17 protein-coding genes and 2 pseudogenes are annotated in these 22,156 nt (G+C 69.1%); 12 read left to right on the top strand and 7 right to left on the bottom strand.

Going from position 1 to position 22,156, the window contains the following annotated elements; all coding sequences use genetic code 11:
• Positions 1–534: lipase family protein (locus tag I0Q12_RS32050; RefSeq protein ID WP_231610066.1), on the top strand; the 534-nt coding region annotated here is incomplete at its 5' end.
• Positions 535–579: 45 nt separating this feature from the next.
• Here the strand turns inward: I0Q12_RS32050 and I0Q12_RS05500 are convergent.
• From I0Q12_RS05500 to I0Q12_RS05490, 3 genes are all read right to left on the bottom strand, one after another.
• On the bottom strand, positions 580–1,749 hold the full coding sequence (locus I0Q12_RS05500) for a bifunctional RNase H/acid phosphatase (RefSeq protein WP_197250981.1): 1,170 nt from the start codon (positions 1,747–1,749) through the stop codon (positions 580–582).
• Positions 1,710–2,444: a zinc ribbon domain-containing protein gene (locus I0Q12_RS05495; protein ID WP_197250980.1), complete on the bottom strand. Its 735-nt coding sequence runs from the start codon at positions 2,442–2,444 to the stop codon at positions 1,710–1,712. Before I0Q12_RS05495 ends, I0Q12_RS05500 begins: the two co-directional genes overlap by 40 nt.
• Positions 2,445–2,529: 85 nt before the next feature.
• Positions 2,530–3,663: a Nif3-like dinuclear metal center hexameric protein gene (locus I0Q12_RS05490; RefSeq protein ID WP_197251016.1), complete on the bottom strand. Its 1,134-nt coding sequence runs from the start codon at positions 3,661–3,663 to the stop codon at positions 2,530–2,532.
• A gap of 94 nt (positions 3,664–3,757) precedes the next feature.
• On the opposite strand from I0Q12_RS05490, the gene I0Q12_RS05485 reads away from it, so the two are divergent.
• From I0Q12_RS05485 to I0Q12_RS05465, 5 genes and pseudogenes are all read left to right on the top strand, one after another.
• Positions 3,758–4,456, top strand: a complete 699-nt coding sequence (locus I0Q12_RS05485) for an HAD hydrolase-like protein (RefSeq protein WP_197250979.1) — start codon at positions 3,758–3,760, stop codon at positions 4,454–4,456.
• Positions 4,446–4,913 (top strand): low molecular weight protein-tyrosine-phosphatase, encoded by a 468-nt coding sequence (locus I0Q12_RS05480; RefSeq protein ID WP_197250978.1) that lies wholly within the window; start codon positions 4,446–4,448, stop codon positions 4,911–4,913. The genes I0Q12_RS05485 and I0Q12_RS05480 overlap by 11 nt, the downstream gene beginning before the upstream one ends.
• A gap of 28 nt (positions 4,914–4,941) precedes the next feature.
• Positions 4,942–5,772, top strand: coding sequence for an SURF1 family protein (locus tag I0Q12_RS05475; RefSeq protein ID WP_197250977.1), 831 nt, complete (start codon positions 4,942–4,944; stop codon positions 5,770–5,772).
• Between the two features lie 41 nt (positions 5,773–5,813).
• Positions 5,814–6,173 carry a DUF5655 domain-containing protein gene (locus I0Q12_RS05470; protein ID WP_197251015.1) on the top strand — a complete coding sequence of 120 codons (360 nt, stop codon included), beginning with the start codon at positions 5,814–5,816 and terminating at the stop codon, positions 6,171–6,173.
• Positions 6,174–6,263: 90 nt separating this feature from the next.
• Positions 6,264–6,892 (top strand): annotated as a pseudogene (locus tag I0Q12_RS05465) (rhomboid-like protein).
• Here the strand turns inward: I0Q12_RS05465 and I0Q12_RS05460 are convergent.
• Positions 6,889–8,349: a DHA2 family efflux MFS transporter permease subunit gene (locus I0Q12_RS05460; protein ID WP_197250976.1), complete on the bottom strand. Its 1,461-nt coding sequence runs from the start codon at positions 8,347–8,349 to the stop codon at positions 6,889–6,891. The pseudogene I0Q12_RS05465 and the gene I0Q12_RS05460 sit on opposite strands and share 4 nt — an antisense overlap.
• 203 nt (positions 8,350–8,552) lie before the next feature.
• On the opposite strand from I0Q12_RS05460, the gene I0Q12_RS05455 reads away from it, so the two are divergent.
• The 3 genes and pseudogenes from I0Q12_RS05455 to I0Q12_RS05445 all read left to right on the top strand — a co-directional run.
• A complete protein-coding gene (locus I0Q12_RS05455; RefSeq protein WP_231610065.1) occupies positions 8,553–10,280 on the top strand; it encodes a SulP family inorganic anion transporter in 1,728 nt (575 codons plus the stop codon).
• Positions 10,281–10,357: 77 nt separating this feature from the next.
• The gene (locus I0Q12_RS05450) at positions 10,358–10,720 is read left to right on the top strand and encodes a type II toxin-antitoxin system Phd/YefM family antitoxin (RefSeq protein WP_197250975.1); all 363 of its coding nucleotides are present in this window, start codon (positions 10,358–10,360) and stop codon (positions 10,718–10,720) included.
• A 9-nt stretch (positions 10,721–10,729) separates the two neighbouring features.
• Positions 10,730–11,203, top strand: a pseudogene (locus tag I0Q12_RS05445) (pirin family protein); the annotation flags it as partial.
• A gap of 16 nt (positions 11,204–11,219) precedes the next feature.
• Here the strand turns inward: I0Q12_RS05445 and I0Q12_RS05440 are convergent.
• From I0Q12_RS05440 to ppsA, 3 genes are all read right to left on the bottom strand, one after another.
• Positions 11,220–12,209: a nitroreductase family protein gene (locus I0Q12_RS05440; protein WP_197250974.1), complete on the bottom strand. Its 990-nt coding sequence runs from the start codon at positions 12,207–12,209 to the stop codon at positions 11,220–11,222.
• 84 nt (positions 12,210–12,293) lie between these two features.
• Positions 12,294–12,878, bottom strand: coding sequence for a hypothetical protein (locus I0Q12_RS05435; protein WP_197250973.1), 585 nt, complete (start codon positions 12,876–12,878; stop codon positions 12,294–12,296).
• A 4-nt stretch (positions 12,879–12,882) separates the two neighbouring features.
• Positions 12,883–15,168: a phosphoenolpyruvate synthase gene (gene ppsA / locus I0Q12_RS05430; RefSeq protein WP_197250972.1), complete on the bottom strand. Its 2,286-nt coding sequence runs from the start codon at positions 15,166–15,168 to the stop codon at positions 12,883–12,885.
• A gap of 206 nt (positions 15,169–15,374) precedes the next feature.
• Here ppsA and otsB point away from each other — a divergent pair, with 206 nt between their 5' ends.
• The 3 genes from otsB to I0Q12_RS05415 all read left to right on the top strand — a co-directional run bounded on the left by otsB (position 15,375) and on the right by I0Q12_RS05415 (position 22,093).
• The gene (otsB, locus tag I0Q12_RS05425; protein ID WP_307846039.1) at positions 15,375–19,001 is read left to right on the top strand and encodes a trehalose-phosphatase; all 3,627 of its coding nucleotides are present in this window, start codon (positions 15,375–15,377) and stop codon (positions 18,999–19,001) included.
• Between the two features lie 124 nt (positions 19,002–19,125).
• A complete protein-coding gene (locus tag I0Q12_RS05420; RefSeq protein WP_368862569.1) occupies positions 19,126–21,741 on the top strand; it encodes a LuxR C-terminal-related transcriptional regulator in 2,616 nt (871 codons plus the stop codon).
• Between the two features lie 148 nt (positions 21,742–21,889).
• Positions 21,890–22,093, top strand: a complete 204-nt coding sequence (locus I0Q12_RS05415) for a hypothetical protein (protein ID WP_197250970.1) — start codon at positions 21,890–21,892, stop codon at positions 22,091–22,093.
• Positions 22,094–22,156: the final 63 nt, after the last annotated feature.

Genomic DNA, 22,156 nt, shown 5'->3' with positions numbered 1-22,156 from the left:
GTCGCCGGCGACGGCTCCATCCTGTCCGGTGGGATCGGCTGGGTCGTCAACGGCTTCGTCGCGGCCTACCCGGACGACGCCGAGGAGATGCTCGCGGTGTTCAATCCCGAGGGTCGCGCGGTCCTGGACCGGGCCGCGGACTCCTGCGTGTACGACTTCCCGCTGATGAATCCGTTGGCGCCCACCACCCGGTACACGCTCGACGGGCGGCCCATCGCCGACTATCTGTCGGCGGAGCCGTGGGCGAGCGCGGTGAAACGGCAGGAACTGGGCAACACCCCTCCGTCGGTCCCGATGTTCGTCGGGCAGAACGCCGCCGACGATCTCGTGCTCGTGACAGGCGTCGACACGATGGTCGGGAAATGGTGCGCCGCAGGGGTATCCGTCGACTATCAGCGGTATCCCATACCCCCGGTCCTGGAGAAGACCGTCGTCGGGCACGGGGTCGGGTTGCTGCCCGCGGCCGCGCAAGGCCTGGAGTGGCTCGACGCGCAGTTCGCCGGCGGACCGACCGGCAACAACTGCGGCGCCTGAGTCTCAGTCGCCCGTCACCACCGGTTCGACGTCACCTCCGCACCGTCACAGGTGCGAGGTGTCGTTGACCAGCCGCACCGAGGATCCGCCGTCGGCGAAGAACTCTGCGATCGACAGCGACGCCAGATCCAGGTGCAGCCGGTAGAGCAGCGAGGGCCCGGCGTCGAGCGCGAACTGCAGCATCGTCTTGATCGGCGTGACGTGCGAGACCAGCAGCACGGTCTGTCCCGGATATTCCCGGATCAGCTCGTCGCGGACCTTCGCGATGCGCGCGTTGACCTCGTCGAAGCTCTCCCCCTGCGGTGGCCGCACGGAGGTGTCGCCGAGCCACGCGCGGTGCAGGTCCGGGTCCCGGTCGGCGGCTTCGCGGAACGTCAGGCCCTCCCAGGCGCCGAAATCGGTTTCGGTGAGACCGTCGTGCACTGCCACGGGCAGGTCCAGGGCCCGGCCTGCCGCCGCGGCGGTGGCGCGTGCCCGGTCCAGCGGCGACGAGACGATCGCCGCGACGCCGCCCCGCTTCCCGATCCGGGTCGCCGCAGCCTCGGCCTGCGCACGACCGAGATCGGTGAGCTGCGGGTTGCCCCGCCCGGAATAGCGCCGTTCGACCGACAGCGGGGTCTGGCCGTGCCGCAGCAGCAGGAACCGGGTGGGTGAGCCGACCGCTCCGGTCCAGCCGGGTGCGGTGTTCTCGGCCGGTGCGGTGTTCGCGGCCGGTGCGGCCGTGGGAGCCTCCACCGTCACCGGGTCGACCGCTCCGACCACCCCGGCGGCCGCGGCGTCCATCGCCTCGTTGGCGAGCCGGTCCGCGTACGCGTTCTGCATGCGCGGGATCCACGTGAAGTCGACGCGGCCGGCTTCGACCGCGTCGACTTCACGTGGATCCCGCGCAGCGAGCGGAATCATGTCCGGGTGCTTGATCTTCCAGCGTCCCGACATCTGTTCGACGACGAGCTTCGAATCCATGCGCACGTCGACGGCGTCGGCGCCGAGTTCACGGGCCGCGGTCAGACCGGCGATCAGTCCCCGGTACTCGGCGACGTTGTTGGTGGCGATGCCGATGCTCTCGCTGCGTTCGGCCAGCACCGTGCGGCGGTCGGCGTCGAACACGACCGCGCCGTAGCCGGCCGGACCCGGATTACCGCGCGAGCCGCCGTCGGCTTCGACGACGACGGTCGTCACTGCCCGGCTTCCTTGCGGACCAGGATCGCGTTGCATTCTGGGCAGCGCACCAGCACGTCGGGTGCCGCGGCGGTGATCCGGGCGATCTCGCCGCGGTCCAGTTCGAGGCGGCACGCGCCGCAGCGGCGGCCCTGCAGCAGCGCTGCGCCGATGCCGGCGCGTTCGCGCTGCTTGTCGTAGGCGGCGACGAGGTCGGCGGGGAACGAGTCGACGAGGGTGGCACGGTCGGTGCGGCAGCGCTGCTCGGCGACCTCGATGTCGGCGAGCGCTTCGTCGCGCAGCCTCTCGGCCGCGGCGATCTCCTCGTCGATCTTCGAGACCTGCGCGCCCGCGTGATCGTGATCGGCCTTGGTGGCCTCGCGCCGTTCCATGACCTCGAGGAGTTCGTCCTCGAGTGCCGCCTGACGACGTTCGAGGCTGCTCAGCTCGTGCTGCAGTTCGGTGAGCTGCTTCGCGCCGACCGTTCCGCTCTCGAGGAGCTTGCGGTCGCGATCACCACGCTGGCGGACCGCATCGACCTCGGTCTCGAGTTTACGGATGTCCCGGTCGAGGTCGTCGAGGACGATCTCGACGGCGACGGCCGCGTCCTTGCGGCTGGTGCGCTCGGCTTCGAGACGTTCGACCTCCTGCTGCTCGGGCAGGGTGCGACGCCGGTGTGCGAGACGGTTCAGCTCGGCGTCCACGGCGGCGAGGGACAGAAGCTTGGACTGCACGGCGGGTTCGACGTTCACGCGGGTGGTTCCTGCTTTCGAGAACTCGGAGTAGGGGCTTCGGAGGGGACGGTCGTAGCTGATTACGGTACCGCGCGCGGGTGCGTCACCGGGCGGCGGTCGTCCACGGGTCGGTGCGCAGCTCACTGACCCGCGCGGCCCACCCCGGGCGATCCCCGAACGCGGCATCGAGTACACCGCGGGCCTGCTCGCACCACGGGTATTCGCTGGCCCAGTGCGCGACGTCGACCAGCGCCGGGCCGCCGGCGCGCAGGTGCTCGTCGGCGGGGTGGTGCCGCAGATCGGCGGTGACGTAGGCGTCGACGCCGAGTTTCGCGACGGTCCCGAGGAACGAGTCGCCGGATCCGCCGCACACGGCCACGGTGCGGATCTGCCGGTCCGGGTCGCCGGCGCCGCGCACACCCCATTCGGTGGTGGGCAGCGCGGCCGCGACCGTCTCGGTGAATGCGCGGAAGGTCTGCGGTTCGGATAGTTCGCCGACGCGGCCGAGGCCCCGGGAGCTGGGCAGTTCGGCCAGTTCGAACACGTCGAAGGCGGGTTCCTCGTAGGGGTGCGCCGAGCGCAGGGCGGCGAGGACCGCCGAGCGGGCGCGGCGCGGCGCGATCACCTCGATGCGATCCTCGGCGACCCGTTCGAGTTCGCCGACGCTGCCGATCGCCGGGTCCGCGCCGGTGAGCGGCCGGAACTGTCCGGTGCCCGAGGCGGTCCAGCAGCATTCCCGGTAGTTGCCGATCGCTCCCGCCCCCGCGGCGAACAGGGCGTCGCGCACGGTGTCGGCGGCCTCGGACGGAACCATCACCACCCACTTGTCGGTGGCCGGTTCCGGCTTCGGTTCCAGGGGTCGCAGCCCGGTCAGGCCGAGCGCCTGCGCGAGCGCGTCGGACACGCCGGGGTCGGCACGGTCCGCGTTGGTGTGGGCGGTGAACAGGGCGCAGCCGCCGCGGATCAGCTTGTGGATCAGTGCGCCCTTCGGGGTGTGGGCACCGACGGTGTCGACACCGCGCAGCAGCAGCGGATGGTGCACAAGCAGCAGCTGCGCTCCCCACGCGAGGGCTTCGTCGACGACCGCGGCGGTCGCGTCGACGGCCAGCAGCACCTTGCTCGCCGGTTCGTCGGGGTCACCGGCGACGAGGCCGACCGAATCCCACGACTCGGCCAGCGACGGCGGGTAGGCCGCCTCCAGCACCCCGATCACCTCACGCAGCCGCACCTCACGCAAAGTCGCCGCCGACACGTGCCCTCCTCGCCCGTCGTCCGTCGTTCCGAGACGACCCTACGCGGCGCCCGCGGCGGGCAGCAGCGACAATGGGCCGGTGACTCTCCTCGTCGACACCCGCCCTCCGGTGCTGCCGTCGCCGGTGGTGCTGTTCGATCTCGACGGCACCCTCACCGATTCCGCGACCGGTGTGATCAACGGGTTCCGGCACGCGCTGGCGACCCTCGGCGTCGAGGTACCGACCGGCAATCTCGTGCGGCTGCTGGGTCCGCCGATGACCGATTCGCTGCGCGCGCTCGGTCTCGACGACGACCAGGTGGATCGGGGCACCGCCGCCTACCGCGAGTACTACGCGGCAACCGGCTGGGCGGAGAACGCCCTGTTCGACGGGGTCGAGACGATGCTGAACGCGGTGCGCGGCGCCGGGAGCCGGCTCGCGATCGCGACGTCGAAGAACGAGGTGTTCGCCGAGCGGATCCTGCGGCACTTCGGGGTGGCGGACGCGTTCGAGTTCATCGGCGGGGCCAGCCCCGACGGCAGCCGCCGCGCAAAGGACGACGTGGTCGCGCACAGTCTCGCCGCACTGGGCATCGAACCGGTCGAGGCCCACGCCGGCGGCACCGCCGGGGTCGTGATGGTCGGCGACCGCGAACACGACGTGCACGGCGCCGGCCGGTTCGGGATCCCGACGGTGTTCGTCGAGTACGGCTACGGCGCCGCCGACGAATCCGAACAAGCGCACACGGCCGTCGGCAGCGTCGCCGAACTGGGGAGGATCCTCACCGGTGAGTGCTGACGCTCTGCATGTGACGTTCGTGTGCACCGGCAACATCTGCCGGTCCCCGATGGCCGAGAAGATCTTCGCCCACCATCTGCAGAAGGAGGGGCTCGACGGACGGGTGCGGGTGAGCAGCGCCGGCACGCACGGCTGGCACATCGGCGCCGAGGCCGATCCGCGCACCAACGCGGTGCTGCAACGCCACGGCTACCCGACGGGTCACCAGGCTGCGCAGCTCGGCGCCGAGCATCTCGAAGCCGACCTCGTGGTGGCCCTGGCCACCGGGCACGACCGCGCACTCGCGCATCTGGGGGTGCCCACCGAGCGCCGTGCCCTGCTCCGCAGCTTCGATCCGGACGCCGACACCGATTCGGTACCGGACCCCTACTACGGCGGTCTGCCGGAGTTCGAGCTGGTGCGCGAGCAGATCGAGGCGGCGATTCCGGGGCTGCTCGCATGGGTGCGGGAACGGTGAGGCACAGCTCACGGGCTACCGTGGACACGTGCGACGTCTGAAGTTTCTGCTGCGCCCGAGCTGGTTCTTGCTGGCCGTGGTGGTCGTCGGCTTCGCCTACGCATGCTTCACGGTCCTCGCGCCGTGGCAGCTCGGCAAGAACACCAGCACGAGTGAACGCAACGACCGGATCGCCGAATCGCTCTCGCAGGATCCGGTTCCCGTCGGTGAGCTGGTCGGCGACGGGGAACCCGCGCAGGACGACGAGTGGCGACGGGTCACCGCGACCGGCAGCTACCTTCCGGACTCCGACGTGCTGGTCCGGTTGCGCAGCGTCGAGTCCCAGCCCGCGTACGAGGTGCTCACCCCGTTCACCCTGGACGACGGGCGCGCGGTGCTGGTCAACCGCGGCTACGTCCGTCCCGCACTCGGCACCGAGGTTCCGGCGATCGAGCCGGCCCCGACCGGGCAGGTGACCCTCGAGGCGCGCATCCGCATGTCGGAAGGCACCGTGCCCGGCAAGGAACCGTTCCGGGACGCCGGGTTCCTGCAGGTGTACTACATCGACACCCCGCAGGTCGCGGCGGCCACGGGCATCGACCTGGCCGGCGGCTACCTGCAGCTCGCCGAGGGGCAGCCCGGGGGTCTCGGCACCATCCCGCTGCCGCAGCTCGACGCCGGACCGTACCTGTCGTACGGCCTGCAGTGGCTGGCGTTCGGCATCATGGCGCCGCTGGGGCTCGGCTACGTCGTGTGGGCGGAGCTGCGCGAACGACGCAAGGAGAAGGCGCAGACCGCCGAGGTACCGGACCCGGAGACCCCGCCGGCGCCGCGCACCACAGAAGAGAAACTGGCCGACCGCTACGGCCGGTCGCGGTGAGCGCACCGCACGACAACCGCGAAACGCCCGAGGAGCATCCGATGTACGCGTCCGTCGACGACTATCTGGCCGACAAGGACCCCGCCGGCGTCGAGGGGTTCCTCCGGTTCCGGGACATGGTGCTGGCACTCGGCGCCGATGTCGACGAGCGCGTGCGCCGGTCGGATGTCGCGTGGGCCCGCGACCGGGTGTTCGCGGCGGCGTTCGTGTACTCGACGCGACTCGAGGTCGCGATCGATCTGCAGCGGCGCATCCATCACCCGCAACTGCGGGAGGCATTCCCGACGACGGACACGGTGACCACCCACCGGCTGAGCATCACCTCGCCGGACCAACTCGACGACCACGTCGCGACGCTGCTGGCCGAGGCGTACAAGACCGCCGGCACCGACGGCGACTGATCGCCGCCGGCTCCGTCCCACCCGCGGTCGGCACGGCCGCACCACCGCGTCCGGCACAATGATCAGGTGCCCGAGATCGGTTCCCGGGCCCTGTCCGGGTTCGGTGTCCGCGCCTGGCGATACGTTCGCCGCGCGCCGGGAACGTTCGTGTGGCTCGGGATCCTGCTCGTCACCTCCACGATCGCGCGGCAGCTGTCGCCGGCCGCGCTGACGGAGGTGCTCGGCGACCGGTCCACGAACCTGCATCACCTGGCCGAGGACCCGATCCGGGTGCTGATCGTCAGCGCCTTGTGGCTCGCCGGAGGCAGCTGGATCTGGTATTTCGCGCTCTACAACCTCTTCCACGTGGCGGCCGAACGGTGGCTCGGCACCGCGCGCTGGCTGGGCGTGTGCGTACTCGCCCACGTCGGAGCGACGTATCTGAGCGAGGGCCTTCTCTATCTGGCGATCCGGCACGGCGACGCTCCCGCCTCCGCCGTGAACACCCTCGATGTGGGCGTCAGTTATGCGTTGGCGGGGGTCGTCGCGGTGCTGGTGTACCGGATCCCGGCACCGTGGCGGTTTGCCTATGCCGGTGTTGTCGTGATCGTGTACGCGATCCCGTTGTTCGGGCTCTGACATTCACCGATGTCGGGCATTTCAGCGCCGTCCTGATCGGTTTCGCGTGCTATCCGCTGACGCGGCGGCGCCGGGTTCGCTCGTGCGTGCGGTCCCCTTAGCTGCGCTCCGGCCGGCTGCGATCCGGCCGCCCGATGAAGAACGACACGGCCAGCGCGAGGAGCGAGACGACCCCGCCGTACAGGAACGCGGTGTGGATACCGGCCTGGGCGGCGTCGATCCCGGTGGCCCCCTCGGCGAGGCGGGACGTCGCCGTGTAGGTCATGACCGTGACGAACAGTGCCGTGCCGGCGGCGCCGGCCAGCTGCTGGATCGTGCTGAAGATCGCACTTCCGTGCGAGTACAGCTCGTCCGGAAGCGCCCCCAGCGACGAGGTCATCAGCGGTGTCATGACCGACGCGAGTCCACCCATCAGCAGCGAGTGGATCAGCACGACCATCGGCAGTGGTGACTCGGTGTCGAGCATCGCCATCAGCCACAGCGCCGCGGCGACGACGGCTGCGCCCGAGATGACGAGCACGCGCGGGCCGGTGCGGTCGTAGATCCGGCCGACGAACGGCGACAGCACGCCCATGACGAGGCCACCGGGCAGCAACAGCAGACCCGTGGTGAGGATGTCGATGCCGCGGACGTTCTGCAGGTAGAGCGGCAGCAGGATCAGGGCGCCGAACAGCGCCATCATGCTGATCACGAGCATGCCGAGACCGAGGCTGAACGCCGGCGTCGAGAACGGGCGCAGGTCGAGCAGGGCGCGGCCGTCGGATTGCCGGGAGATCTGCCGCAGCACGAACACGGCCAGCGCGACGACGCCGACGGCGAGCGGCACCCACGCCGGGACCTGCGAGTCCTCCGCGGAGTGGCCGATGCTGCTCAGCCCGTACACGATGCCGCCGAACGCGAGTGCCGACAACACGACCGAGATCACGTCGAGCGGCGCCTTGCCGGTGGTGGTGACATTCTTGACCAGGACCGATCCGACGACGAACGCGACGAGCGAGATCGGCAGGACGATCCAGAACATCCAGCGCCAGTCGAACGCGTCGAGGACGATGCCGGAAATGGTGGGGCCGATCGCGGGTGCGACCGCGATGACGATGGAGATGATGCCCATCATGCGTCCGCGCCGGGCGGCCGGCACGACACGCAGCACGGTGGTCATCAGCAGCGGCAGCATGATGGCCGTGCCCACCGCCTGGGTGATCCGGCCCGCCAGCAGCAGCCCGAATCCGGGCGCGGACGCCGCGAACAGCGTGCCCAGGCTGAACACACCCATCGAGGCCATGAACATCGGCCGCAGCGGGAAGCGCTGGAACAGATAGCCGGTGGTCGGGATGACGACGGCCATCGTCAGCAGGAACCCGGTGGTGAGCCACTGGGCGGTGCTCGCGGAGATGTCGAGGTCCACCATGAGCCGCGGCAGGGCGACGCTCATGATCGTCTCGTTGAGGATCATCACGAACGTCGCGACGACCAGCACACCGATCAGCAGTCCGCTTCCGGGTGCCATCCTTTCCTCGGCGTCGGCGTCCAGGTGCTCTTGCGCCTGTGATGTCTGCATGTCGAGGAACTTTCTGGATGGTTGGTCGACCGCCACTGTCGCCGCCGATTCGGAAGGTGCCAGTCTCCTGCCGTTCGGAGACGGCCGTCAAATCGTTTTCGAATCCGACGGGCGCGCAGCGTCTTCGTGGGTGGTCGAGCAGTTCGAAGGCGGTACGGGCAATTCGGCATGAGTTGTCGCCCAGCCGACCGCACAATGTAGCGATGACGCACCGGCGTACGGCGACGTCCCTGTTCGGTGTGATGCCCGGACTCGAGGCCGTTGCAACCTACCGCAGGAACTGGCTCGCGAAGGACATCGTCGCCGGCATCGTGCTGTCGACTCTGCTCGTCCCGCAGGGCATGGCGTACGCCGAACTGGCCGGGCTGCCCCCGATCACCGGCCTCTACACGAGCATCCTGTGCCTGCTCGGGTACGCGGTGTTCGGCCCGTCCCGCATTCTCGTGCTCGGCCCGGATTCGTCGCTGGGCCCGATGATCGCGGCGACCATCCTGCCGCTCGTCGCGGCCGGAGGCGACCCGGCGCGGGCGGTCGCGCTCGCGTCGATGCTCGCGATCATGGTGGGTGTCGTCATGATCCTCGCGTCGATCGCCAAGCTCGGTTTCATCGCCGACCTGATCTCGAAGCCCACCATGATCGGCTACATGAACGGCCTGGCCCTGACCATTCTGGTCGGCCAGTTGCCGAAGCTGTTCGGGTTCTCGGTGGACTCGGAGAACTTCTTCGGGGACGTCACCGGATTCGTGCGGGGTGTGGCGAACGGGGAGACCAACGGAGCGGCGGTCGCGGTGGGGATCGGCGGGATCGCCCTGATCCTCGCGATGCAGCGGTGGGTTCCGAAGATCCCGGCGGTGCTGGTGATGGTGGTGTTGGCGATCGCGGCGGCCTCGGCATTCGGGCTGGCCGACCGCGGCGTGTCGCTCGTCGGGGAACTGCCGCAGGGTTTCCCGCCGCTGACGATTCCGCACGTGGAAGTGGACGACCTGGCGTTGCTGTTCGCCGGTGCGGTGGGGATCGCGCTGGTATCGCTGACCGACACGATCTCCACCGCGTCGTCGTTCGCGGCGCGCACCGGACAGGAGATCCGCGGCAACCAGGAGATGATCGGGATCGGTGCCGCGAACGTGGCCGCCGGGCTGTTCCAGGGCTTCCCGGTGAGTACGAGCGGTTCCCGGACCGCGGTCGCCGAACGTTCGGGGTCGAAGACGCAGCTCACCGGCGTCACCGGTGCGGTGCTGATCCTCGTGATGATCGTGTTGCTGCCCGGCCTGTTCCGCAATCTCCCCCAGCCGGCGTTGGCCGCGATCGTCATCACCGCCTCGTTGTCGCTCGCCGACATTCCCGGGACCGTCCGGTTGTGGCATCAGCGCCGGACCGAGTTCACCTTGTCGATCGTCGCGTTCCTGGGTGTCGCGATTCTGGGCGTGCTGCCGGGCATCGCGGTCGCGGTGCTGCTGTCGGTCTTCAACATCTTCCGGCGGGCATGGTGGCCGTATCAGACGGTCCTAGGCCGCGTGCCCGGCCTCGAGGGATTCCACGACGTCACCGTGCATCCCGGCGCCCGGCACCTCTCCGGCCTCGAGATCTACCGGTTCGACGCGCCCCTGTTCTTCGCCAACGTCAAGACGTTCCGCGACAACGTGCGACGCCTGGCCCGCAGCGACCCGAAACCGCGGTGGATCCTCATCGCCGCCGAACCGATCACGGACGTCGACACCACCGCGGCGGACGTGCTGTTCGAACTCGATCGGGAGCTCGACGCCCAGGGCACGTCACTGGTGTTCGCCGAGCTCAAGCACCCGGTCCGGATGAAGATCGACCGCTACGGCCTGGCCGAGGCCATCGAACCGGCGCACTTCTTCGGCACGGTCGAGGAGGCTGTCGCCGCCTACATCGAGCGCACCGGGGTCAACTGGACCACCGACTCCTGATCCGATTGTCGTGTCCCCGCCCGAAACGGACCCGCCGATGCGAGGATGCGAATTCGGACACGAAGCGAAGGGAGTCGATGCCGGTGCCGGCTACCACGGTGAAATCCGCACGCAAGAATCTGAAAAGCCTGGTCCGCGAGGTCAACCGTGACACGGTCGCAGTCGAGATCGTGGGTGACCAGGGCAATGCGGTGCTGATCTCGCTGGCCCGGTACACCGCGTTGCGGGAGGCGACGTTCCTGCTGCGCTCCCCCGAACTCATGGACAGCCTGCGCCGGGAGGCCGCCCGGTCGCTGTCCCCGCCGGCGCCGGGTGACGACTCCGCGGACTCCGAGCCCGCGGCGTCCGCGGAAGCGGCGGTGTCGACACCACCGCCCGAGCCGAAATCCCGCACCCGGAAGAAGAACAAGAGGAAGAAGAAGCGGGCGCACCGTCGCTGACGGGACTCGCGGATGAGCGCGGGCCGCGGCATCCTGCACTCCGAACGCAACGACCACAGCCGCGCGGACGGATCGTCGGTCACCGAACCCGTCCACGTGATCCAGATGTGGATTCCGCCGGACGAACCCGGCATCGAGCCGAGCTACCAGGAACTGCCCATCGATGCCGAACTCGACGCGGGCGCACTCGTCGTCGTCGCGTCCGGCCTGCCCCGCCACCGCAACGACGCCGCCGTCGGATTGCACAACAGGTACGCCGGTCTGCACGCCGCCCGATTGCAGCCGGGGCAGACGGTGACGATCCCCGACGCGCCGTTCGGCCACCTGTTCGTCGCACGCGGCACCGTCGACGTCGAAGGCTCGGGACCACTCGAGCACGGAGATGCGCTGCGGCTGACCGGGTCCGGCGGCCAGCGGGTCACTGCGGTCACCGACGCCGAGATCCTGATCTGGGAGATGCACGCGAGCTTCGATCGCCGGTAGCCCACCCGTGCCGCCGCTATCGCGAGTCCGATTCCGGGTGTTCCCGGAACAGAACCTCGGAGAGCGGTCGGCGCGGCGTCGGGGTCTCCGGACCGGGTGGCGTGCGGACGCCGGCCCTGATCAGCACCTGGGGGACGCCGTCCCCGGTCAGCCCCCGGAGGAACGCCCGCGAATCCTCGGACTCGGTCAGGTGGGTGACCGTGCAGGTCGCCAGTCCGCGGTCGGTGCAGGCGAGGAGCACAGCCGACAGGGCCTCGCCGCACCGCAGCCAGTCGAGCCGTCGGTCCGTGGCAGTGGAGAGCAGCAGGATCGCCGCGTGGTCCTGTTCGCCGGAGGTCTCGCTCGTCGCGCGACCGGGCGGGAACTCCCGCTCGACCGCCACCGCGCTCCCGGCGGCCGGCAGGGTGTCGGCGGGAACGCCCTCGGGGAACATCGCGTGCCCGGTCCACCAGTTCAGTTCCGACAGGTAGGCGGGGTCGGCGCGCTTCTCCCCGCTGATTCGGCGGGACACGTCGTCGAGGGCGGCTCTTTCGTCCTCGCCGATCCCGTCGAGGTGCGCACCGGCGTCCTCGGCGAGTTCCTGCAGGAGCGTGACGGTGGAGGGCCACTCCGGCGGTGCGGCCATCGGCAACCGCTCGGTGCGTCGACGGGCGATCGCCGCCGCCAAGCGGGCCCCGGTGTCGGAAGGTTCGGTGTCGGACGATTCGTCCAGCCGACGGAACCGCAATGTCGCGAGGCACTGCCGGTCCGGCGAGCGCGGCATCCGCTCGATCGCCGAGGACCACCGCTGCGCGGCGAGCGCGGTCCGCAGGTGGTCCAACGCAGTCCCACACGAGAGCACCATCTGACGACCGGACGGGTCCGTGGCCGGCAGGATGCGGTCGTTGTCGCTGTAGAGCGTCAGCGCGTGCGCGCCGAGAACCCACCGCCAGGGCTGGCTGTTGTGCAGCGACGGCGCGCGGCAGGCCAGCGCGACCGCGGACTCGAGGGTGCGACGGTCCGGCATCGACTCCGCCGGTGTCCCCTCTGCTGGTGTCCCCATTGCGTTCTCGGGTTCTCTCGTCGGCTCCGTGAAGTGCAGTCTCTCGCGTCAATGCGCGTCGGCTGCGATGGTGCGCAACGTCGCGCGCATGATGTGCCCGACGAACGGCCGGATGATCCACCAGTAGCGCATCATCTTCTTCCGCGAATCCGGATCGGTGGTCTGCGTCCGGCATTCGTAGCAGACGACGCTGCGCCCCGGCCCGTTCGCTCGAACCGAGAAGTGACATCCGATCTTCCCCCAGCCGGGCTCGTCGAACCCGCGGAAACGGTCGAGCGGAACATCACGCCATTCGATGTCGGGCTTCCAGAACTTGCCGACCGCACCGAAGGCGATCTCTCGATCGGGTACCTCCCCGAGTACCAGCCAGCCCGGCAGACCACTCGACGCCGGATCGGCGAACAGTCGCAGCGCGGGCAGTTCCGGAGACGGTTTGCCGGACAGGCGTGCCGGCAGGCCACGCACGAAGAACGCCGCGGTCAGCAAAGGTGTTCGCACGGTGAGGAAGTCGAGATCGTGCGCAGCACGGAAGACGGCGGGAACCTCCGCATCCACCACCAGTTGTTCGGTGAGGGCGACGTCGTACACCGGCAGGTGGGTATCGAGCAGATCCGCCGGGGCGGTGCCGGTCACGTCGTCACGCTCCGGCTCCGCGGGCGCGGTCGAGCAGGATCCGCTGTTCGGCCTGCGCCACCGTCCTCCTGGTCTGCGGCGCCGCGTCGGGCGTCACCGACACCGAGGTGATGCCGCGCCGGACCAGGTGCTCGGCGAGTGCGGTGCTCGTCGACACGGCCTGGCCGCACAGCGAGGTGGTCAGTCCCGCCGCCGACGCCCGCTCGATGATGTGGTCGATCGCATCGAGGACGGCCGGATCCATGGTGTCGAACAGGTCGCGGCACACCTCCGAGTCGCGGTCCACGCCGAGCATCAGCTGGGTCAGGTCGTTGGTGCCGATCGATACCCCGTCGATGCCGAGCTTCGCGTATTCGGGCAGCCAGTACACCACCGACGGCACCTCGGCCATGATCCAGCGCAGCATCCGGCGATCCGAGCCGAGCGGATGCGCATCGAGCTGCGCCAGGCACTCCTTCAGCTCCCACCGGGTGCGCACGAACGGAATCATCAGGTGCACGTTGGGATGCTGTTCCCGAACCCGGTGCAGCACATCGAGATCCAACGAGAACAGCTCCGGATCGCGGACGTAGCGGAAGCAGCCGCGATAGCCGATCATCGGGTTTTCCTCGTCCGGCTCGATCTCGCCGCCCTCGAGATCCGCGAATTCGTTGCTGCGCAAGTCGATCGCCCGGTACACGACCGGCCGCGGCGCGAACGCCGCCGCGATCCGGGCGACTCCCTCGGACATCTTCGCCACGTACTCCTCGCGCCGCCCCTGTCCGATCAGGCGCGCCGGATGCTCCCCCGCGAGGGCCTCGGTGATCATGAACTCGGCCCGCAGCAATCCGACCCCGTCGACGTCGGTGGCAGCGACCGCCTCCGCGGCATCCGGCGTCGCGAGATTGACGTACACCGAGGTCGCGGTGACGGCCGGCGCGGCACCCACGGCCGTCGGGACCGCCGGCGCCGCCGCGGCCGGGCGGGTCTCGGGTTGGACCTTCCCCTCGAACACTGCGCCCGCATCGCCGTCGACGGTGATCAGCTGCCCGTCGCGCAGGTCCGTGGTCGCGGTGCGGGCCCCGACCACCACCGGTTTGCCGAGTTCCCGCCCGACGATCGCGGCATGGCAGGTGATGCCGCCACCGTCGGTGACGATGCCGCCCGCGCGGCGCAGGATGGGCAGCCAGTCCGGCCGGGTCATGGGTGCGACGATGATCTCGCCGTCGGTCAGGCGTTTGCCGTCGACCAGTTCGTGGAGCACCCGCACCCGCCCGGTGGCCACGCCGGGGCCGGCACCGAGGCCGGTCAACAACGGTGTCGCGTCACCGTTTCCGGACGGCCCACCGGACGAGAACGTGTCGAGCGTGGTGATCGGGCGAGTCTGCACGATCCACAATTCGTTGTCCGCGAACGCGAACTCGAGATCCTGCGGGGAACCGTAGTGCTGCTCAACACCGGCGGCGAGACGCGCGACCCGCTCGAGTTGGTCCTCGTCGAGCACGCGGGTGCCGCGGGCCGGATCGACCGCGACCCGGCTGTCGCCGGTGTCGGTCGAGGCGATCCGGAACTCCTGATGCCCGAGGTGGACGTCGAGCACCTCGAAGCTGTCCTTGGCGACGACGTAGGTGTCCGGCTCGACCTGCCCGCCGACGACGACCTCGCCGAGGCCGAGCGCCGCCTCGATCACGATGCGATCGCGTTCGCCGGTGCGGGGGTCGGCGGTGAATGCCACCCCGGACGACTCGGATTTGACCATCACCTGCACGACGACGGCGATGGACGGCTCGTCGGCCACCCCGCGCAGCCCGCGGTAGGTGCGAGCCCGCTCGGACCACAACGACGCCCAGCACGCCTGCACTGCGCGCACCAGCGCGTCGGCGCCGATGATGTTGGTGTAGGACTCGTGGATGCCGGCGAACGAGGTGTCTGCCGCGTCCTCGGCAGGCGCCGACGATCGCACGGCCACCGGCATGTTCGTTCCGAGGGCCTCGTACGACGAGACGATATCCGCGCGCATCTCGTCCGGGATCGTCGACTCGGTCACCAGCGCGGCGAGTTCGGCGGAGGTGCGGATGAGCGTGGCGTCGTCGATGTCGGGGGGCGGGACCGCCTCGGCCGCCAGCCTTTCGCGCACACCGGCCGCCTGCATCGCGTCGAGGTAGGCGTCGGTGGTGACGGCGAACGCGGCGGGAACCGGAAAACCCGCCCGCGTGAGCTCGCCCAGGTTGGCGGATTTTCCGCCGACGGTGGGCGCGTCGTCCGCGCTCACCGATTCGATCGGTCGTACCCAGACCTTGTGTTCACCCATCGGTGGCTCCCTGTGCTCCCCGCGAACGGTGTTCCCCGCGAACGGCTCACCCCCTGTGCACGGTAAACCGAATTGGCGCGCCACAGGGCCCGGATCGGAGATCTGCTGCTCAGAAGGCCGGTGTTGCGCGAAGTATCCACTCTTCGGGCTTCTCCGGTGCCATGATCAGAACACCAGGGGTAGAGCTCGTTCGTCCGGGAGGCGCTGTGCAGTCGGAACAGGAGACCGGCCCCCTGCCCCTGATCGACCTGCGCCATCACGCCGCCGTCGTCGTCGACGTGGGCGTGTTGAAAGACGGCCGGTCCGTCGACTCGACGGTTGCGCTGCTGCACCGGTTGCGCGATCTCGGCGTCGACGTCGCGGTGTTCTCGTCCACCGGGGACGCCCGGTCGGTGCTCGACACAGCAGGAGTCGACACAGCGGCCGGCGACACAGCAGGAGACGACGATTCGCTTCCGATCGTGGCCACCGACACCACCCCCTCGGAGGTCGCCGCCCGGCTCCGGTCACCGCTCACGGCGACCGTGGTGATCACCGCCGACGAGGACATCGCGGCCGCGGCGCAGCGCGCCGGGTTCGCCCTGGTGATCCGGAATCCGGGCGAGATCGACATCCGGGCGGGCGACCACCGGCTCTCGGAGATACCCGATGCACTGACCTCCCGGCACGAACTGGCGACGCTGCTGCGGGTGCGCACACCGGTGCTGTTCCTCGACTTCGACGGCACGCTGGCGGACCTCGAGCCGGACCCCGCAGCGGCGGTGCTCACCGACGGCACCGCCGAGGTTCTCCGCCGGCTCGCGGACGCATGCCCGGTCGTCGTGGTCAGCGGGCGCGACCTGCCGGACCTGCAGGCGCGGGTCGGGATACCGGGTATCTGGTATGTGGGCAGCCACGGATTCGAAGTCGCCGGACCGGCGGGCGGACACTACGAGCATTCGGAGCCTCCGGCCGCCGGATCGGCCCTCGACCGGGTGTCCGGGCTGCTCGAAGAGCGTCTGCGCACCGTGCCGGGCGTGGTGATCGAACGGAAACGATTCTCGGTCGCCGTGCACCATCGCGCCGTGCCTGCCGACCGCGTCGACGAGGTCGCGGCCGTCGTGCACGAGATCGCGGGTGCCGAGGATTCTCTCCGGATCATCGGCGGCCGGAAGGTGCTCGAGGTTCTTCCCATCGCGGACTGGGGCAAGGGTGAGGCTCTGCGATGGGTGCTCGGGCGTGTCACCGGCGCGGAAGGGCTGCTGCCGCTGTACATCGGCGACGATCCCTCGGACGAGGACGCGTTCGACGCGTTGTCTCCCGAGGGGATCGGGATCGTGGTCCGCAGCGAGGAGCCCGGTAATCGCCGGTCGGCCGCGCGGTTCGCCGTGAACGATCCGGTGCAGGTTCGCGAATTGCTCCAGCGCCTGGCCGATCTGGTCGACCGCGACCCCGCGAGCCCGTCCCGCGCGGGTGGATGGATGCTGTACTACGACGATTACGATCCGCCGAGCGAAAAGCTGCGCGAGGCACTGTGCACGGTGGGCAACGGATTCTTCGCCACCCGTGGGTGCTCACCGGAATCCGTGGCCGGACGGTGGCACTACCCCGGCACCTACATCGCGGGTCTGTACAACCGGCTGCACGACGACCGCGCGGGTACGGCGATCACGAACGAAAGCCTGGTGAACGCCCCGAACTGGCTGCCGATGACCTTCCGCATCGACGGCGGGCCCTGGTTCGACATCGACTCCGTCGAACTGATGGACTACCGCCAGTACCTGAATCTGCGCCGCGCCGTTCTCACCCGTCGGGTGCGGTACCGCGACCCGCAGGGCCGGACGACGACCGTGATCCAGCGCCGGTTCGTCGCGATGCACCTGCCCCACGTGGGGGCGCTGCAGACCACGATCGTGGCCCACGACTGGAGCGGCAGCGTGGAGTTCCGCACGGCGATCGACGGCGCGGTCCGCAACACGCTCGTCGAGCGGTATCGCGATCTGGCCAGTGACCACCTCGAACTCGTCGAGGCGCGGGAGGCGGCACACGACTCGGTGGTTCTGACGGTGCAGACGAACCAGTCGCGCATCCCGGTCTCGGTGGCGGCCCGGACCACCGTCTGGTCCGACGGGAACCGCAACACCTGCAGCTACCGATTCTTCGACGAGGACGGCAGCGTCGGCCATCATCTCACCGTCGATGTGGAGGCAGGCTCCTCGGTCACGGCGGAGAAGGCGGTGACCGTGTTCACCGGCCGAGACCACGCGGTCTCCGGCCCCGCCGAGGCGGCAACCCGGCTGCTCGAGGGGCTCGGGCGATTCGACGAGATCCTGGACGGCCACGTCCTGGCGTGGGAACACCTGTGGGACCGGGTCGGCATCGACCTCGCCGGTCACGAGGAAGCGTCCCGGATCGTGCGTTTCCACCTGCTGCACCTGCTGCAGACCGTCTCGCGCAACACCGCCGACCTCGACGTAGGGGTTCCGGCGCGCGGACTCCACGGAGAGGCCTACCGCGGCCACATCTTCTGGGACGAGGTGTTCGTCTTCCCGGTGCTGAACCTGCGCGAACCGGCCCTGACCCGGTCGCTGCTGCAGTACCGATACCGTCGCCTCCCCGAGGCGCGCCGCGCCGCGACCGCCGCCGGATACCGGGGCGCGATGTTCCCGTGGCAGTCCGGCAGCGACGGCCGCGAGGAGAGCCAGCAACTGCACCTGAACCCGGATTCCGGAAGATGGCTGCCCGATCCGAGTTGGCGCCAGTACCACATCGGCATCGCCATCGCCTACAACGTGTGGCAGTACTACCAGGTCACCGGGGACGTGGAGTTCCTCGGCGATTTCGGAGCGGAGATGCTGGTGGAGATCGCGCGGTTCTTCGCCAGTCTGGCGTCGTACGACCGGGCGAAGTCCCGCTACGTGATCCGCGGGGCGATGGGACCGGACGAGTTCCATTCCGGCTACCCCGACGCGCCGTACTCGGGCATCGACAACAACGCGTACACCAACGTCATGGCCGTCTGGGTGATCCGGCGGGCCATCGAGGCGCTCGCCGCCATCCCCCAGCACAATCGCGCCGAACTCGTCGATCGTCTCCACCTGGACGCCCAGGAGATGACGCTGTGGTCGGATCTCGGGCACCGCATGTTCGTGCCGTTCCACGACGAGGTCATCAGCCAGTTCGAAGGCTACGGCGAACTGGCCGAACTCGACTGGGACCGGTACCGCGCGAAGTACCCGGACATCCGGCGCCTCGACCGGATCCTCGAAGCGGAAGGCGACGACGTCAACCGCTACCAGGCGTCGAAACAGGCCGACGTCGTGATGCTGTTCTATCTCCTCTCCGCCGACGAACTACGGGAACTGTTCGAACAACTCGGGTATCGCCTCGAATCCGAAACCATCCACCGAACGATCGACTACTACCTGGCCCGGACCTCCCACGGTTCGACGCTGAGCGCCGTGGTGCATTCGTGGGTGCTCGCCCGTAGCCACCGCGAGCGGGCGTTGGAGTACTTCGAGCAGGTCCTCGCCTCCGACATCACCGACATCCAGGGCGGGACGACGTCGGAAGGCATCCACCTCGCGGCCATGGCCGGCAGCATCGACCTGCTGCAGCGGTGCTTCACCGGACTCGAAGTCCGCGGCGACCGTCTCGTCCTCGGTCCGCAATGGCCGGATACCCTGGGCGCCCTCGAGTTTCCGATCTACTACCGCGGCCGCAAGCTGTGGTTGACGGTCAGCGGACGCACGGTCGAAGTCGCTGCCGAGCCCGGGAATCAGGAATCGATCGAGATCATGTGCCGCGATACGGTCGTCACCCTGCAGCCCGGGTGCACCGTCACCCTGAGCTGAGCCGCGGACCCTCCACCCCGTCGGGACCTCATCCGCACCTGCCGACCACGCCACCGTCTCGCCACCCTGGATCATCGAGGAGGTTTCCGGACGTGAAAGCCAGAGGTCGGGATAGGCTTCTCGGGTGCGTGCGTCGTGGCCGTTGATCGGCCGCTCGGAGCAGATGCGAACCATCGAGGCCGTCATCGAGGCGTCGGATGTTTCCGGGATCGTCGTCCACGGTGGGGCCGGTGTGGGCAAGAGTCGGCTCGCCCGCGAAGCCTTGTCGGCTGCTGAGTCGAAGGGTTGCATCAGCCGTCTGGTGGTCGGCACGTCTTCGGGGCGGGCAATTCCGCTGGGCGCAGTCACGGCGTGGGCGCAGTCGGGCGTCACCGACACCGTTCAGTTGCTCCGGGGGGTCATCGAAGCGCTGACCGCCACATCGTTCGGCGCCACGGTGGTAGTGGCCGTCGACGATGTGCAACTTCTCGACGATCTGTCGACATTCGTGATACATCAGATCGTGCACCGCGGTGCAGCGAAAGTATTGCTCACCGTTCTCGACGGTGAACCAATTCCTGCCGCGGCACAGGACATATGGAAGGTCGGCCGGTTCGACCACCTCGACCTGCAGCCGCTGACACTCGACGAGACCGGCACGCTGCTGTCGGCTGCCCTCGACGGATCGGTGGATCCGGATGCGGTCCGACGGCTGTGGAACCTTACTCGTGGCAACGTTCTGTATCTACGTAACATCGTCGAGCAGGAGGTCGCCGACCACCGAATTGTGCAGCAACACGGATGCTGGCGGTGGATCGGCGAACCGACCATGCCGTCGGGCCTGATCCAGCTGATCGAAACCCGGATCGGCACCCTTCCCGCGAAGGTTGGCGACGTGATCGACGCGCTGGCTGTCGGGGAGCCGATCGAACTGGCGGCCCTGAACCGGATCGCCGACCCAGCGGCGGTCGAGGAGGCCGACACCCGCGGTCTCATCACACTCGAACCCGTCGGTGGTGGTATGGCGGTACGGGTGGCGCACCCGCTTTACGCCGAGGTACGGCGCAGGCGCACGGCACCCACTCGGCTTCGACGGCTACGCGGACTGGTCGCCGCAGAACTCGCCGAATCCGATGACCGGGACGACATGCGAGTGGTTGTGCGCCGCGGCACATTGAGCCTCGACTCCGACGTCGCATCGGACGCCGAACTGCTCGTCAGGGCCGCCCGGGGCGCTGTCTGGTTGGGAGACCTGCCCCTCGCCGATCGACTCGCGGAGGCAGCGATTCGTGCCGGGGCCGGACCGGAACCCGCCTTCGTCCGGGCGCATGCACTTTCCTGGTCGGGTCGCGGCGAGGAAGCCGATTCCGTACTCACCGCAATTCACACCGGCCGGTTGACGGACAGCGAGAAGGCCAGATTCGCATTCCTGCGGGCGAGCAACCTTCTGTGGACGCTCGGCGACCCGGCGCGCGCGAAGCAAGTCATCGACGATGCGTCGTGCACGACACCACCGCAGGCCCGCCACTTCATCGACGCGTTCCTCACGGTGTACCGGTTTGCGATGGACCAGCCGGACAGGGCAATGCAAGCTGCGGAGAGGCTGGCGCCGGACGACCTGCCTCCGGTCGTCGGCGCCGAGGTTGCCTGGGTGCTTGCTTCCATATATGCCGACGCCGGGCGCACCGGCGACGCCGTGGCGGTCGCAGAGGACGGCTACGACGTTGCGGCTCGCTCTTTCGACGCTCCGCATATGCGATTCAACATCGCCGACGCACACGTCAGCGCCTTGCTGCTATCCGGCCGAGTGAGCGAAGCCGTCGAGGTGGCCGAGCGGGTACGCAGACAAGCGGCCGATCTTCCGGGGGCGGCTCATCTACTCGGCGCTGCGATCGCGGCGAGGGCAGCCCTCGGGGCGGGTCACCTCGACACCGCATGTTCGACGCTGGACCCGACAGCCGTATCGTTGTCCGCCTCGGGCCATGCCATCGGCTGGGGGTACCGCTATCGGGTCCCGCTCGCAACTGCACTCGCGATGCGCGGTTCGTCGAGCGAGGCGCTCACCGCGCTCGACAAACTACGACGTTCCTTTCGGACTCTGGACTACGAGCGCAGCCTTGCCCGGGCGTGGGCAACCGCATGCCAGGGCGCCGTCAGCGAGGCGATCACCGTCTTGTTGTCGGCGGCCGAAACTGCGGCAGCCAAAGGACAATTCGGGGCCGAAGTGATCTGTCTGCAGACGGCCGTCCAGTTCGGGGACCACACCGGGGCACCCCGATTGCACAGACTGGAGTCGATCGTCGAGGGTCCACGTGTCGGTCTGGCAGCCCGGTTCGCGTCCGCCCTCCGGCGCGGCGACGGTGCTGAATTGGAGTCGGTGTCAACGGACTTCGAGCACATGGGCGATATGGTTGCCGCTGTCGATGCGGCCGCCCATGCCGCCCTCGCGTACCGCATCCAAGAACGACGTGGATCGGCCTTGGGATGCTCGGCGCGCGCAGATGCCCTCGCCGAACAATGTGGCGGCGCCGATACCCCGGCCCTCCGTCTGGCCACCACGTCGTTGCCGCTGACCGATCGCGAACGAGAGATCGTGATGCTGATCGGTGAGGGATTGTCGAATCGAGCAATCGCCGGTCGACTGACCCTCTCCGTACGCACTGTCGAGAGCCACATCTACCGGGCCATGACGAAGACCGGAACCACCAGCCGCGACGAACTCGCCGCCCTGTTGCCGCGCCGAAGGGCGCGAACCAAGTGAACACCGCCCCCTGAGGGTGGAGAGTACGGCGCCGCCGGTCGAGTAGTGCCCCGCCCGGACCACGTGAAATTGCAGTGGCTCGCTACTGCGCTCTGTCCAGCGCTCGGGAGTGACGATCGATCACAGCGTGGGAGACAGGAGGCGCACAATGTCTGAATTCGTGGCCGCATCCGCCGATCCGTCGGCTCTGGCGTTCCCACATACGAATCCGATCGGCAGGATGATCGGCGCTCTGCGCGCAATCTTCGTGAGTTCGTCCACGGATGCACGGCCCGCACGGCGTCACTATCCACCGCTGCTGACCGACGCAGAAGAGCACTCCGCCATGGCACGCGAGATGTATCGGCTGTGACCGCAGCATGTATCCGCCACAGCCAGTGCTGTGAGGGGACCGTCGGGGAGACGGTCGAGGTGC

Source organism: Rhodococcus sp. CX (assembly GCF_015865005.1).
Taxonomy (GTDB): domain Bacteria; phylum Actinomycetota; class Actinomycetes; order Mycobacteriales; family Mycobacteriaceae; genus Rhodococcus.
Note: the sequence above shows the minus strand (reverse complement) of the source record. Positions and strands in the feature narration are given on the sequence as shown.